This is a genomic window from Kribbella sp. NPDC058245 (genome assembly GCF_042882005.1).
Taxonomy (GTDB): domain Bacteria; phylum Actinomycetota; class Actinomycetes; order Propionibacteriales; family Kribbellaceae; genus Kribbella.
In genome coordinates this window covers 231,267-244,966 of the sequence record NZ_JBHVWY010000010.1, presented here as the reverse complement: position 1 = coordinate 244,966, position 13,700 = coordinate 231,267, and the positions used below count along the sequence as shown (strand labels likewise).

14 protein-coding genes and 1 tRNA gene are annotated in these 13,700 nt (G+C 67.2%); 11 read left to right on the top strand and 4 right to left on the bottom strand.

The window, feature by feature from the left end; translation table 11 throughout:
* Positions 1-21 precede the first annotated feature (21 nt).
* Positions 22-2,082: a fibronectin type III domain-containing protein gene (locus ACFVWG_RS24240; protein WP_391545661.1), complete on the top strand. Its 2,061-nt coding sequence runs from the start codon at positions 22-24 to the stop codon at positions 2,080-2,082.
* 18 nt (positions 2,083-2,100) lie between these two features.
* Positions 2,101-2,817, top strand: a complete 717-nt coding sequence (locus tag ACFVWG_RS24235) for a DUF427 domain-containing protein (RefSeq protein WP_391545660.1) — start codon at positions 2,101-2,103, stop codon at positions 2,815-2,817.
* A gap of 45 nt (positions 2,818-2,862) precedes the next feature.
* Here ACFVWG_RS24235 and ACFVWG_RS24230 read toward each other — a convergent pair whose 3' ends face one another.
* Entirely contained in the window at positions 2,863-3,621 is a 759-nt protein-coding gene (locus ACFVWG_RS24230) for an SDR family NAD(P)-dependent oxidoreductase (RefSeq protein ID WP_391545659.1), read from the bottom strand.
* A 165-nt stretch (positions 3,622-3,786) separates the two neighbouring features.
* Between ACFVWG_RS24230 and ACFVWG_RS24225 the strand changes: the two genes are divergently transcribed.
* Positions 3,787-5,973, top strand: a complete 2,187-nt coding sequence (locus ACFVWG_RS24225) for a bifunctional SulP family inorganic anion transporter/carbonic anhydrase (protein WP_391545658.1) — start codon at positions 3,787-3,789, stop codon at positions 5,971-5,973.
* 42 nt (positions 5,974-6,015) lie between these two features.
* Here the strand turns inward: ACFVWG_RS24225 and ACFVWG_RS24220 are convergent, their stop codons facing one another.
* On the bottom strand, positions 6,016-6,870 hold the full coding sequence (locus ACFVWG_RS24220) for a neutral zinc metallopeptidase (protein ID WP_391545657.1): 855 nt from the start codon (positions 6,868-6,870) through the stop codon (positions 6,016-6,018).
* Positions 6,871-6,996: 126 nt separating this feature from the next.
* Here ACFVWG_RS24220 and ACFVWG_RS24215 point away from each other — a divergent pair, with 126 nt between their 5' ends.
* Genes ACFVWG_RS24215 through ACFVWG_RS24200 form a run of 4 tightly spaced genes read left to right on the top strand, consistent with a single transcriptional unit; the run spans position 6,997 to position 9,415 of the window.
* A complete protein-coding gene (locus ACFVWG_RS24215) occupies positions 6,997-7,512 on the top strand; it encodes a hypothetical protein (protein WP_391545656.1) in 516 nt (171 codons plus the stop codon).
* Between the two features lie 12 nt (positions 7,513-7,524).
* Entirely contained in the window at positions 7,525-8,157 is a 633-nt protein-coding gene (locus ACFVWG_RS24210) for a hypothetical protein (protein ID WP_391545655.1), read from the top strand.
* Between the two features lie 18 nt (positions 8,158-8,175).
* Positions 8,176-8,880 (top strand): M50 family metallopeptidase, encoded by a 705-nt coding sequence (locus ACFVWG_RS24205; protein ID WP_391545654.1) that lies wholly within the window; start codon positions 8,176-8,178, stop codon positions 8,878-8,880.
* Between the two features lie 34 nt (positions 8,881-8,914).
* Positions 8,915-9,415 (top strand): DinB family protein, encoded by a 501-nt coding sequence (locus ACFVWG_RS24200; RefSeq protein ID WP_391545653.1) that lies wholly within the window; start codon positions 8,915-8,917, stop codon positions 9,413-9,415.
* On the opposite strand, the gene ACFVWG_RS24195 is transcribed toward ACFVWG_RS24200, so the two are convergent.
* Both ACFVWG_RS24195 and ACFVWG_RS24190 read right to left on the bottom strand, forming a co-directional pair.
* A complete protein-coding gene (locus tag ACFVWG_RS24195; protein WP_391545652.1) occupies positions 9,408-10,541 on the bottom strand; it encodes a hypothetical protein in 1,134 nt (377 codons plus the stop codon). The two genes, ACFVWG_RS24200 and ACFVWG_RS24195, sit on opposite strands and share 8 nt — an antisense overlap.
* Positions 10,541-11,407, bottom strand: coding sequence for an exodeoxyribonuclease III (locus tag ACFVWG_RS24190; protein ID WP_391545651.1), 867 nt, complete (start codon positions 11,405-11,407; stop codon positions 10,541-10,543). The genes ACFVWG_RS24195 and ACFVWG_RS24190 overlap by 1 nt, the downstream gene beginning before the upstream one ends.
* Positions 11,408-11,566: 159 nt before the next feature.
* Here ACFVWG_RS24190 and ACFVWG_RS24185 point away from each other — a divergent pair, with 159 nt between their 5' ends.
* From ACFVWG_RS24185 to ACFVWG_RS24170, 4 genes are all read left to right on the top strand, one after another.
* Positions 11,567-12,454 (top strand): RNA polymerase sigma factor RpoD/SigA, encoded by an 888-nt coding sequence (locus ACFVWG_RS24185; protein WP_391545650.1) that lies wholly within the window; start codon positions 11,567-11,569, stop codon positions 12,452-12,454.
* 53 nt (positions 12,455-12,507) lie between these two features.
* The gene (locus ACFVWG_RS24180; protein WP_391545649.1) at positions 12,508-13,065 is read left to right on the top strand and encodes a hypothetical protein; all 558 of its coding nucleotides are present in this window, start codon (positions 12,508-12,510) and stop codon (positions 13,063-13,065) included.
* A 125-nt stretch (positions 13,066-13,190) separates the two neighbouring features.
* Positions 13,191-13,263 (top strand) — tRNA-Asn (locus ACFVWG_RS24175).
* A 65-nt stretch (positions 13,264-13,328) separates the two neighbouring features.
* On the top strand, positions 13,329-13,643 hold the full coding sequence (locus ACFVWG_RS24170) for a hypothetical protein (protein WP_391545648.1): 315 nt from the start codon (positions 13,329-13,331) through the stop codon (positions 13,641-13,643).
* The last annotated feature ends 57 nt before the right edge of the window (positions 13,644-13,700 follow it).

The following is a 13,700-nucleotide window of genomic DNA, read 5'->3' as shown; positions in this document are numbered from 1 at the left end:
AGCAACCCTACGCTCGGCAACGTGAACAGACGCCGTGTCACCACTGTCCTGGCTGCCGTCGCTCTGGTGACGACGACAGCCGTGAACGCCCCCGCCGACGCCGTCCAGCCCCTCACCGTCCACCCTGTCGCAGCCCACCCCCGCCCCGTCCCCCCGAAGTACCGGCAGGTCGCAGCCACGCCGTACATGGGTTGGAGCTCCTGGAGCCTGCAGTCGACCAACTACCCGGGTGTGAACCCGGATGGTCCCGGCAGCTTCATCAGTGAGAAGAACATCCTCGCCCAGGCCAACGCGATGGCCACTAAGCTCAAGCCGTACGGCTACGAGTACATCAACGTGGACGCCGGCTGGCAGGACGGCGGTGACGAGTACGGCCGGCCGGTCGCGAGCGCGAAGCGGTTCCCGCGCGGGATGAAGGCGGTCGGCGACGACATCCACAAGCTCGGCCTGAAGTTCGGCATCTACACCGTGGTCGGCCTCGGCCTGGACGTCTACCGCGACGGCAACACGCCGATCTACAACGCGCCCGGCTGCTTCACCCGCGACATCGTCTACTCGGACCTGCGCAAGACGAACGGCTGGGACGCGGCGTACAAGATCAACTACGCGAGCCCCTGCGCACAGAAGTACGCCGACTCGATCACCAAGCTCTTCGCGAGCTGGGGAGTCGACTTCATCAAGATGGACGGCGTCGGCCCCGGCTCCTGGAAGGGTGCTCCGGACGACCCGAACCACAACAACACCGAGGACGTCGAGACTTGGTGGCGTTCGGTGCAGAACGCCGGCCGCCCGATGCAGTACACGCTGTCGTGGTCACTCAGTCATCGGTACGCCGATGTGTGGAAGCAGAATTCGAACGGCTGGCGGATCGACACCGACGTCGAGTGCTACTGCGACACGATCGTCCGCTGGGACGGCTCGGTGAAGCAGCGCTGGTGGGACCTGCCGCAGTGGATCGACGACGCCGGCCCCGGGCACTGGAACAACCTCGACGCGATCAACGTCGGCGTTGGAGCGATGGACGGTCTCAATGAGGCCGAGCGGCAGAGCTACATGACGTTCTGGGCGATCAACTCCGCGCCGCTGTTCGCCGGTGACGACCTGACCAAGCTGGACGCCTACGGCCTGAAGCTGCTGACCAACCGCGAGGTCATCGCGATCAACCAGTCCGGCAACCCGGCCCGCCCGCTGAACCAGGACCAGTTGCAGCAGACCTGGTACGCGAAGAACGCCGACGGCAGCGTCACGGTCGGTCTGTTCAACCTCGCCGAGACTCCGGCCACTGTCATCGGTGACTTCGGTCAGCTCGGTATCAACGGCAAGGCGACCGTCCGCGACATCTGGGCGAACCAGAACATCCGCGACGTCGCCGGCTCGGTCAGCGCGGCACTGCCGGCGCACGGTTCGAAGCTGTACAAGATCACTCCGAACGACCGCCCGTCGGTGGGCATCCCGGCCGACCTGACCGCGACGGACGTCAACCGCACGACCACGTCACTCACGTGGAGGCCGAGCACCGGCGCGGCGTCGTACAAGATCTTTGCCAACGGCAAGCAGGTGGCAACCAGCACGGCAACGAGTGCTGTGGTCACCGGGCTGCTGCCGCAGACGCAGTACACGTTCACGGTGAAGGGCGTCAACGGCGCCCGTACGTCGGACGCCAGCGCACCGATCACCATGTTGACCGTGAAGAACGGCGGGCCGGTGCGGTACGAAGCCGAGGCCGCAACCAGCACACTCACCGGCAACGCGAGCGCGAACGACTGCACCCTCTGCTCGGGTGGGAAGAAGATCGGCAACATCGGGTACGACGCCTCGGTCACCCTGAACGGCATCACCGTGCCGACGACCGGGACCTACCTGGTGAAGATCGCCTACACCGACGGGGACACCAGCCGGCAGAGCATGCTCACCGTGAACGGCGGTGACAGCTACTGGGTGAACTACCACGGCCTCGGCGACAACGATTGGGGTACGCCGCAGGTGGTCTACCTGCCGGTGAAGCTCACCGCCGGTGCCAATGCCCTCAAGATCAGCAATCCGTCCGGCTATATCGCGGACATCGACTGGATCACCGTCTGACCAAGCTTTACTGGGGGCATGACCGACTACCCCCTGCCCTTCGTTCCACCTGGCGGCAGCGCGCCGGTCCCTCGCCGGATCCGCGCGCTGCTCGACGGCCAGGTCGTCGTCGACACCCAGAACGCCATTTATCTGTGGGAGTTCCCGCCGTACCCGCAGTACTACATCCCGCTCGGGGACGTGACCGACGGCGTACTGGTCGACACCGGGGAGACCAAGGTCTTCGAGCACGGCGTCGCCCGGGTGCACACCGCCGGTCGCGGCAAGGCCTGGGTGTACGACGAGCTCGGTCGAGCCCGCTTCCAATGGGATGCGGTCGACAGCTGGTTCGAGGAGGACGAGGAGGTCTTCGTCCATCCCCGCAACCCGTACTCACGGTGTGACGCGATCCGCTCGGACCGGCACGTCCAGGTGTCGCGGGACGGCGTGGTGCTGGCCGAGTCGTCCTCGACCGTCATCGTGTTCGAGACCGGGCTGCCGCCGCGCTACTACTTCCCACGGCTCGCGGTGAACTTCGAGCACCTCACCCCGAGTGACACCCGCACCGCCTGCCCCTACAAGGGCCGCACCACCGGCTACTGGTCGATCGACAGCCGCGACCTGGCCTGGTCCTACGACTTCCCGACCGCGCCACTCCTCCCGATCGCCGGACTAGTTGCCTTCCTCAACGAACACGTCGACCTCACCATCGACGGCGTACCGGCCGAGAGACCCGTCACGCCCTTCTCGGCCTGACCCTGGAAGATCGCCGCCGGCGGGCCCGGGCCCTCAAGTAGTGGTTCAGATGATCGACGCGGTGCCGCCATCCATCGTGATGACTGCACCCGTCACATAACTTGCCTTCGCCGACGCGAGGAAGACAGCGACGTTGGCGACCTCGGCCGGATCGGCCGGGCGGCCCAGCGGGATGTCGGCCACCATCTCGGACAGCAGTTCGTACCGCGGCCGGCCACTGGCCCGCGTCGCGGCGTCGAGCCGGTCATCCACCCGACCGGTCAGCGTCAGCCCCGGGTTGATCACGTTCACCCGGACGCCCTGCCCGGCGTACGCCTTGGCGTAGCCGACCGACGCGAGCATCAACGCCGCATTCGCAGCCCCGCCGCCGATGTGCAGCGGGTTCGCTGCCTTGCCGCCCGAGCCGACGACGTTCACCACTGAGCCGCTGCCGCGCTCGGCCATCCCGCGGATGACCGCCTCGGTCGCGTGCATGTAGGTGAAGTACTTCGCTTCCATTGCCGCATGCAACGTCGTACTGCTGAGTTCGTCGACCGGGATCTGCCGCGCGGCGCCCGCGCAGTTGATCAGGATGTCCGGTACGCCGATCTTCGCGAATACCTCGGCGGTCGCGTCCGCATCGGTCAGGTCGACCGCCACCGGGGTGAACTCGACCCGTCGCCGGGCCTCGGCGAGGTTGTCCGCGCTGCGCGAGATCCCGAAGACCGTCGCGCCCTCCGCGGCGAGCGCGTCGACGCAGGCGAGCCCGATTCCCTTGCTCGCTCCGGTGACGACGGCAACTTTTCCGGACAGTTGCAGATCCACTGTGCTTCCTCTCTCGGTGCTTCTGGCAACGAATTGCCCTCAGAAAATTTCACAGATCGCTTTGGTGGGCTTGAACGGCCCCGTACAGTAAGTGACTAGATCGACACTCTTTGTTTCGACGCCAGATGCCGTGAGCACCAGACGCCGGAGGGACCCGTGCCGACCATGTCAACCTCTCATTCACCACCGACCTCACAGCGAACGTCTCTGAGGTCCATCCTTCACCATGACCTACCGGCCTCGCTGGTGGTCTTCCTGATCGCAATACCACTCTCCCTGGGGATCGCCGCAGCATCGGGCGCCCCCTTGATCGCGGGCCTCGTGGCCGCGGTCGTCGGCGGTGTGGTCGCCGGTGCACTCGGCGGTTCACCGCTTCAGGTCAGCGGCCCCGCCGCGGGCCTGACCGTTGTTGTCGCTGGCCTTGTCGGCCAGTTCGGGTGGGCCGCCACGGCCGGCATCACCTGCGCTGCCGGTGTGGTCCAAATCCTGTTGGGAGTCACCCGGATCGGGCGGCTCGCGCTCTCGCTCTCCCCCGCTGTCGTGCACGGCATGCTCGCGGGGATCGGCGTCACCATCGCCGTCCAGCAACTTCATGTAGTGCTCGGTGGTCAGGCGCAGAGTTCGATGATCGCCAACGTGGCAGCGCTTCCCGGCCGTCTGGTCGCTCATCATCCGCACTCGGTGCTCGTTGGTGTGCTGACTGTTGCGATCCTGCTGGCCTGGCCGCGGCTGCCCAAGGTCAAAGTGGTTCCGGCGCCGCTGGTCGCGGTCGTCTTCGCGACGGCGCTGGCCGCGGTCTGGATGCCTGACGTGACCCGGGTGAACCTGCCCGACCAGCCGCTGCAGGAGCTCATCCTGCCGGCGATCCCTGAGGGCACGCCGGGGCAGATCATCGCGGCCGTGCTGACCGTTGCCTTGGTCGCGAGCGTCGAGTCGTTGCTCTCGGCTGTTGCCGTTGACAAGCTTCACAACGGCAAGCGCAGCAACCTCGATCGTGAGCTGATCGGGCAAGGCGCGGCCAATGCGATCTCCGGCGCTCTCGGTGGGATGCCGGTGACCGGTGTGATCGTGCGCAGCTCGACAAACGTTGCCGCGGGCGCCAAGTCCCGGGCCTCGGCGATCATGCACGGGCTCTGGATCGCGGCGTTCGTCCTCGCGGCCGGCTCGATGCTCGAGCTGATCCCGATGGCCGCGCTGGCCGGTGTCCTGCTGGTCACCGGGCTGCGTCTCGTGCAGCTCGCACACATCCGCACGTTACGGCGGCACGACGAACTACTCGTGTACGTCGTCACCGCGGCGGGCGTCGCCGTACTGGGACTGGCCGAAGGTGTACTGATCGGTCTGGTGCTCGCGCTCGTGCGAGTGCTCTACCGGTTGTCGAGGGCAACGGTCACCGCGACCGAGGAGGATGGGCTGTGGACCGTGCAGATCCGCGGCACGCTCGTCTTCCTGGGGGTCTCCTCACTGATCCGGACCCTGCGGTCGATTCCGACCGGTGCCCGGGTCCGGGTGGACCTGTCGGTCGATCATCTCGACCACGCGGCGTACGAGGCGATCGAGGACTGGCGGCGCGGTCACATCGCGCGCGGTGGCTCGGTCGAGCTGAACCGGTTGGCCTTCCGGGCTGCCCTGCAGTCCACTCCGACCCGACGACTGCTGCCCTGGCAACCCCAGGCAGTCGCCGCGCCGGACGAGCGGGTGCTCGACGGCATCCGCGCCTTCGAGGAGTCGGCCGATCAGATCCGGCCGATCCTCGCCAAACTCGCGGCCGACGGCCAGAAGCCGACGCAGCTGTTCATCACCTGTGCCGACTCGCGCATCGTGCCGAACATGATCACCACCACCGGTCCGGGTGACCAGTTCTGCGTGCGGAACGTCGGCAACCTCGTCCCGCCCAACGGCTCCGGCAGCAACTCGGTCGACGCCGCGATCGAGTACGCGGTCGAGGTGCTCGGCGTCCGGTCGATCGTCGTCTGCGGTCACTCGCACTGCGGCGCGGCCGCGGCCACGCTGGAGGCGAACGCCCCTGCCGGCACCGGCCTGCAGAACTGGCTGCGTCACTTCGAGCCATCGGTACGACGGGCTGTCGGGCTACCCGACATCGTTGATCCGGCCACCGGGATGAAACTGTCTCCGGCGGACAAACTGTCGGTCGCGAATGTCGGCGTACAGCTGTCGAACCTGCGCAGCTTCCCGTGCGTTCGCAAGGCCGAGGAGGAAGGTCGTCTCGAGCTGATCGGGCTGTGGTTCGACATCGGTGCGGCCGCGGCCCGGTTGGTGCTCGATCGCGAGCCTTACCTGGTGCGAGCCGACGAGGAGCTCGCCACCGCGGGCCGTCGTTCGCTCCGCTGACTCCCGGCCCGGTGCCGCCATCTCAGGTGGCACCGGGCCGCATCAGCCAACCTGCGCCGACGGGGCTGAGTAGGTGTTACAGGCGACCGGGTCCGCGGCCGCGAATCCGGCCATGGACCAGCGAGCGTGGTTCTTGGCGCTTCCATGGTCGTATTGCGGGTCGGAGGTCGATGCGACGATCTCACCGAAGGTCTTGGGCCAGTCCGAGCCCTTGCGGAAGTCACGGGCCGCACCGAAGTACACACCACCGAAGCAGGACGCCTGCAGCTCGTGGCGGCGGGTCTCCTCGAGGGCCAGATCCACGCCGTTGAGCTTGACCCCGCGCTGGTAGGCCGCCTCCGAGATCCCGGCGAGCGCCTGCACGTGATGCCCGTACTCGTGACCGATCACGAAGGCCATCGTCCCCACCGCCAGCTCGGGATCCTCGCGGAAGTAGTCCAGGTCGATCTGCGCGTTGATGTAGATCGTGTCACCGCAGTAAATGCCGTAGGCGTCCTGGTCGCAGGGCAGGTCCGCCGACTTGCCGGCGACGACATCCAGCTTCGGCGGCGTGAAGGTGAAGCCCGCCTTGCGGATCACCGGCGCCCAGGCCGCATTCAGGCAGGCCGTCAGGTGCGTGTAGTACGCCCGGACGTTCGCCACCGAGGTTGGCTTGATCTTTGGTTCCGGACAGTGCGCGGTCAGCTTGCCGACGCGGTAGATCGGGTTCTTGGTCAGCTCGGCGGGCTGCGGCGGTGCGGTGACCTTGCCCGGCGGGGCCGCAGACGGCGTGGTTGTCGGCACGGCCTCTCGCGCTTTGGCCGCTTCCGACGCAGCGGCGGCCGCCGGGTCGGCGACCGGCTTCGCCGTACAACCCGTCAGCAGCAGGACTGCGCACACCGCAGCGACGATCTTCACGCGCACGACTGTAGAGGTGAGCAGCTCCCTGGACGGTGATCTGCCCTGAAGCTGCCACGACGCGCCACGTTCGGAGTGCAGAGGCGGCGCACGTCAAGGATTATCTATCCCATGCGGATCCGTCGAATGTTATTTACCGCCGCCCTGCTGATCACCACGCTCACCGCCCCGCAGGCGCAGGCCGCTGCCACCTTCCCACGCATCGACGCGAGCGGGTTCCAGCTCGTCTCGGGCGACACCTTCGCCACGTACGGCGCTCGCGTGGCTCAGCTGGAGACCAAGCCGGCTCTCGCGCCGGTTGGGGTCACCGAGGTCCTCGCCGCGTCCAATCGGACCGGGCGCGCGCTGTGCCATTCGACGTACCTGACTGCCTCTCTGAACCCGCAGGGGTTCTGCTGGCAGGACGGTGAGGACGACGACGAGAACGTCTGGATCCCGCAGGGCCTGTCGGGCTCTGGCGACGCTCAGCCGGCAGGTGGTGCGCGGCGGGTCGTGGTCGCGAGCTGGCACAACAGTGGCGACACTGCGATCCGGGTGTCGTTCCTGGACGTTGCGACCAACAAGTACCGGCACGTGCTGCTGGTGGAGCCGACTGCGGACGGAAACTTCCAGGCGATCGCCGGGCACGGCCACGGGCTGTAGTGGTCCGGCAATATGCTCGTGGTCGCGACGGGCGGTGCCGTACTGCGGGTGTTCGACCTGCGACACATCTGGCGGACCGACACGAGCACTGGCGAGGTCGGGCTCGGTACTGACGGCAAGTACCACGCGCTCTGGCACTCCTTCGCGCTGCCGCAGGTCGGGGCCTATTGGTACGCCGGAGGCGGGTGCGCGTCGACTACCGGCGTACGGCCGTGCTTTGCCAGCCTTGCGCTCGATCACGCCGGTACTGGCTCGTTTGTCGCGGCTGAGCACACCACGAAGGGTGGCGGCCGGATCGTGCGCTGGCCGCTCGACAAGACGACCGGTCTGCCTGCTGCTGGTACCGACGGCGTGGTGCGTGCGGTGGAGGCGTTCAACTCGCCGGTGTGGGGCATGCAGGGAGCGGTGTCCTACAACAACAGCTTTGTGATCACCGGAGTCTGTCCCGAGTACGCCGACAATATCGGTGACGGTGTCGACTACCCCAGCTGTCTGCACCGCGGTACTGGTGGCGTCTCCACGTCACTTTGGACGAAAGCACCTAAGAACACCGAGAACCTGTCCTACTGGCCGGCGACCAACGAGCTCTGGCTGATGAACGAGCAGCTGCGCGAACGAGTGACCGTGCACATCCCATTTCCGTAGTACTGCAAGGATGGGCGGGTGAGTGAGTTCTGGGACAGCATCACGTCAGCACAACCTGAGCCGTCGATCCGTGTAGTCATCGGGACCGGCGTGGTCGCGCTGCTCCTGATCGCGTGGCGACCACTCTGGAAGCTCACCCGGAATGTGGTGACGATCGCGCATGAAGGTGCGCATGGTCTGATCGCATTGCTGGTAGGTCGTCAGCTGGCTGGGATCCGCCTGCACTCCGACACCTCCGGGGTGACCGTGTCCCGCGGTAAACCGACCGGTGCGGGGATGATCGCCGTACTGCTGGCCGGCTATCCCGGTCCGGCGCTCTTCGGGCTCGCCGCGGCCTTCGTCCTCAGTCGCGGGTACGCCGTTGCGTTGCTCTGGGGACTGTTGGTTGCGTTGGTGATCCTGCTGCTGCAGATCCGGAATCTGTACGGGCTGTGGTCGGTGCTCGTCTTCGGTGCGCTGGTCTTCGGGGTCACCTGGTGGGGCTCACCGTCGGTGCAGTCTTCCTTCGCGCATCTGCTGACCTGGTTCCTGCTGCTCGCCGCACCACGCGCGGTGATCGAGCTGCAGCACTCGCGGCGGGGTGGGCAGGGCCGGAGTTCGGACGCGGATCAGCTGCGCCGGCTGACCGGCGTACCGGCCGTGATGTGGGTGGGCGTGTTCGGTTTGGTCGCGCTGGCTTGTCTCGCGGTCGGCGTGATCTGGTCGGGCGTCCTGCCGAGCTGATTTTCTGTCGGCGGCCGGGTTTATGGTGATTCTCATGAAGGCCAACGAGATTCTCATTGATGGCTTCAGCCGGGTGCAGGAGCAGGTGCACGCAGTGCTGGAGGGGCTGGACGACAAGGTCCTCACCGCGCGACCGTCCGACACGGCCAACTCGATAGCTTGGCTGGTCTGGCATCTGACGCGCGTCCAGGACGACCACGTCTCGGAGGTCGCCGGGCACGAGCAGACCCACACCGCGGACGGCTGGCACGAGCGACTCGGGCTGCCGTTCGACGCGGCCGACACCGGCTACGCACACACCGCCGAGCAGGTCGGCCAGGTGCAGGTCTCCGCGGAGTTGCTGATCGGGTACCACGACGCTGTCCACGAGCAGACGGTCAAGTTCCTGCAGACGCTCGACGACGCGGACTTCGACCGCATCGTCGACAAGCGCTGGGACCCGCCGGTCACCCTGGGCGTGCGGCTGATCAGCGTGGCCGACGACGACGCCCAGCACATCGGCCAGGCGGCGTACGTGAAGGGCTTGCTCAGCTAGGGAGCTTTGCCTTCCACAGTGCGCCGCCGGCGATCAGGTAGGCCTCCTGGTCCGCAGTCCGGACCAGGGCGGTCACCGGTCCCTGGAGTCCGCCGGTCGACTCGGACACCTGCCAGTTGCCGTCCCGGCCGTTGACGACCTTGACTTTGTTGTCTTGGGCAATCACCTGGGTGACCGTGCCGTCCGGGGTACCATCGGAGAGCGGCGGCGGCAGCACGTCCTTGTCACCGACCGGGATCGCCGGTACGCCGCTCAGCCGTTGCGTCTTGGTGCCGTCGTACCGCCAGATCGCGAGCTTGTTCTCCACGAACCCGGAGATCACGCAGGTCGTCGTACAGGTTGCGGTGTTCGCCTGGCTGCGGCTGCCGGGGTCCGGAAGTTCGACGCGGGTCCAGCCCTGGGCGAGCTTCTGCGACCGCCACACGGCGGCGCCCTGCTGGACGACGTTGGGTTCGAGGCGGACCTGCGAGCCGGCCAGCAGCAGACCATCGCCGTACGCGGTCGCGTAGCCGGTGCCGACCAGCAGGTTCTTCGTGTTCTGCAGCGGGGTCTTGGCCGAGTCCTGTCTGAGCCACTTGTTGTTGGGCTGCGGCAGCCAGACTGCAGCGTCGAGCCCGGTCACGACGCCTTCCCACGAACCGGTGAGCGCCTCGCCGGCCGGGGTCAGCACGGCCGAGCTCATCTCACCTGCAGACAAGCCGTTGAAGGTGTCGAAGGACTGCGGGTGTTCCTGCAGACCAGCCTCTGTTGAGCCGGTCCACACAGTCCATCGCACATTGCCGTGCGCGCCGCCGGAAGCACCGCCGAGGCCGAGCACCCGTTTGCCGTCCCAGGCGATCGAGTGCCAGATCGCCTCGAAGGAGTACGGGCTCGAGGCGGAGGGCTTGACGATGACGGTCTTACGGTCGGAGCCGTTCAGCAGCACGAGTCCGGGGACGACCTTCCCCTTCTGCTTGACGCCGACCAGGATCTGACCGTCGTGCTCGGCCAGGGCGACCGGCTCGGCGCCGACGTCGACCTTCTCCCAGTTGACGGTCTGCTGCTGCGCTGGCTGGTCGTCGCTCTTGCTGCTGCAGGCGGTCAGGGCGGAGGCGGCCACCACAACGGCCGCGACGACTCGCCGCATCAGCGGTTCTGCGGGAGGGTTGTCGGCCGCTTCTTGCCCCGCGGAGCAGAGGGCGGCGGAACCATCGGCCCGATGTCGCCGTCCGGTGCCACATCGAGGTCGACGATCACCGGCGCGTGGTCACTCGGACCGGTCCCCTTGCGGGCCTTCCGATCGATCCAGGTCGCCTTCACCCTGGTGGCGACGGCGTCCGTCGCGAGCATCAGGTCGATCCGCATCCCCAGGTTCTGATGGAACATGCCGGCGCGGTAGTCCCAGTAGCTGAACACCTGGTCGTCCGGCCAGCGTTCGCGGACCACATCGTGCAGGCCCTTCGCCGCCATCAACTCAGCGAGCGCCTCGCGCTCAGGCGGTGTCACGTGCGTGGAACCGACGTACGCGGCGGGGTCGAAGACGTCCGCGTCGGTCGGCGCGATGTTCATGTCACCGCAGACGATCTGATCCGCCGGGCCGTCGGCGACAACGTCGGTGAGGGCCTTCAACCAGGCGAGCTTGTACTGGTAGTGATCCGAGTCGGGAGTACGCCCGTTCGGCACGTAGAGCCCGTGGATCCGAATCCCACCACAGGTCGCCGCCACCGCCCTCGCCTCCGGATGCGGGAACCCTGGCGCACCGGCCACCCCGGTCACCACGTCCTCGAGCCCGACCTTGCTCAGGATGGCGACGCCGTTCCACTGCACCTCGCCGTACAAGGCGGTCTCGTAGCCGCGGCCGGTCAACTCACCACCGAGCAACGCGGTGAACGCGTCGTCGGCCAGTTTGGTCTCCTGCAGACACACGACGTCCGGCTGCCGCTCGTCCAGCCACTCCAGAAGCCGAGGCATCCGCTGCTTCACCGAATTCACGTTCCACGTAGCGACTCGCACCGCCCAAAGGTACCCGCCGCCAGCTCATCCGTCCCGCCTCTTCGGCGCCCGCTTTCCGGTGAACTACCTGCGGCGTCAGCGAGTTATCCACCGATTTGAAATTGGCCGGTCACACGGGGTGACTTTGACTGCATCCTCTTGTCAGGAGAGAGGGAGCAGATGGCTGAGCACCTGGACTGCGAACCTGCCGACGTGACCGCGCTGGTGGCGTACCTGCGCGAGATCGGGCGGCACGAACTACTCACACTGGAGGAGGTCAACGAACACTCACACTGGATCGAGGCCGGCGTGCTGGCCGCCGACCGGCTGACCGCGGATCCGCCGCCGCCCGACGCGAGCGAGCTGCATGAGCTCGTCCGGCTCGGCCGGCTTTCGTGGCGGCGGATGATCGAGAGCAACCTGCGGCTCGTGGTGACGATCGCGCGCCGTTACACGGGCAAGGGCATCTCGCTGCTGGACCTCATCCAGGAGGGCAACATCGGTCTGATCCGCGCGATCGAGCGGTTCGACCACCGCCTCGGGCACCGCTTCTCGACGTACGCGATCTGGTGGATCCGCCAGTCGCTCGGGCGCGCGATCTCCGACCGGTCCCGGCTGATCCGGATGCCCGCCCAGGCGTACGCCGACGCCTGCCGGGTCGCCGCCGCCCGGCACGAGCTCACCCAACGCCTGGGCCGCGAGCCCACCCAGACCGAGCTCGCCGCCGACACCACCCTCACCATCGCCCGGCTGGAGCGCGCCCAGGCTTGGCAGGTCCATCCCGAGGCCCTCGAGTTCGGCGACTCCGAACCCCTGGTCGACGATGAGGCTGTCGTCCTCCAAGCAGCCCTCCGCCGTGACATCGCCCACCAGCTCCAGTTCCTCGACGAGCTCCACGAACAAGTCATCCGCCACCGCTACGGCCTGCATGGCCACTCCCCCGCCACCATCGACGAGACCGCTGCCTCCCTAGGCCTCAGCCCCGACCGCATCCGCAGTCTCGAACGCGAAGCCCTCCGCCACCTCCGCCGTCGAGCCACCCACCAGCTCCGTGACTACGCCGCCTGACCGCGCGGGGGTGCGGAGCAGGGGCGGGTTGGTGGGGCTGGGATGATGGAGAGGTGAGATTCAGGCGCAGTAGCTGGCCCCGTGAGCTTTCCGATGCCGTGGGTGGATCCACCCCTGGGCGGAAGGAGTCGATCCTGGCCGCAGCACAGCTCGCCGACGGGAACTGGGTCGCGGGCACGCGAGCCGCCGTCTACCTCCCGGCGGACGTCCCGACCGAAACCCCTGGCAAGCCCACAGCAGAGTCGGTACGACGCGTTGGGTGGGAGCAGATCGAGCGCGCCGGATGGGATTCGGAGGCGTCGGTCCTGCACGTCTACGAGACCACCGCCTTCGGTACGCCGTTGCGCGCGACCGACCTGAAGCTGGAGGACCCAGGCCGTTTCGGGCAACTCCTGCGCGAGCGCGTCGACGCGAGCATCGTCATCCAGCGGCACGTTCCCCTGGCCGGCAAGCGCGGTGTCCGGATCGTCGGCCGCCGGAACCCGTCCAGCACCGAGGCGCCGATCACCTGGAACTTCGTGCTGGACAAAGGCCTCGAGCCCACCCAGCCCGGCATCGTCGACGCCGCCGAGGCTGCCCTGGCAGCGGTCCGCGAAGAGTTCGGCCTCTGACCCCACAGCCGGCCCAAAGCTGACTCAGAAGGGGGAATCCCACCGGTGGAATCCCGTTTTTGCAGGACGCCTCAGGCCTGCTAACCTACTCAAGTCCTCAGGGGATCGAGGACAGAAAAATACGATCCCGCATAGCTCAATTGGCAGAGCAGCCGACTGTTAATCGGCAGGTTACTGGTTCGAGTCCAGTTGCGGGAGCTTCACCACCAGAGGCCGGTTCCGTCAGGAGCCGGCCTTCGTCGTACCCAGAGAGGTCTCCGCCCATGGAGCCGATGGTCTTCGAGCACGACGACGTCTACATCCACGTCGACAGCGGGATCCTCGAAGTCTTCAAGCAGACCCCGTGGATCGGCGGCTACCGGACACCCGTGAAGTGGGCAAAGATCCGGTTCGCGCCGCAGAAGAAGGGCCCGAGCCTGCTCTACCTCGGCTACGTCAAGCAATCGGACGAGCCGCTCTACGCCACCGCCCCCGTCAAACTGCCCTGGCGGCTCGAGATCCAGACCGCCGACGAACCGCTCTACCGAGCCTTCTTCACCGAACTCGCCCGCCAGTCCGGCCGCCACATCGCCGACTGACGCATCGCCGACTGACACCGAAGGCGGACCTCACCCGAGGCCCGCCTCCTCATCACT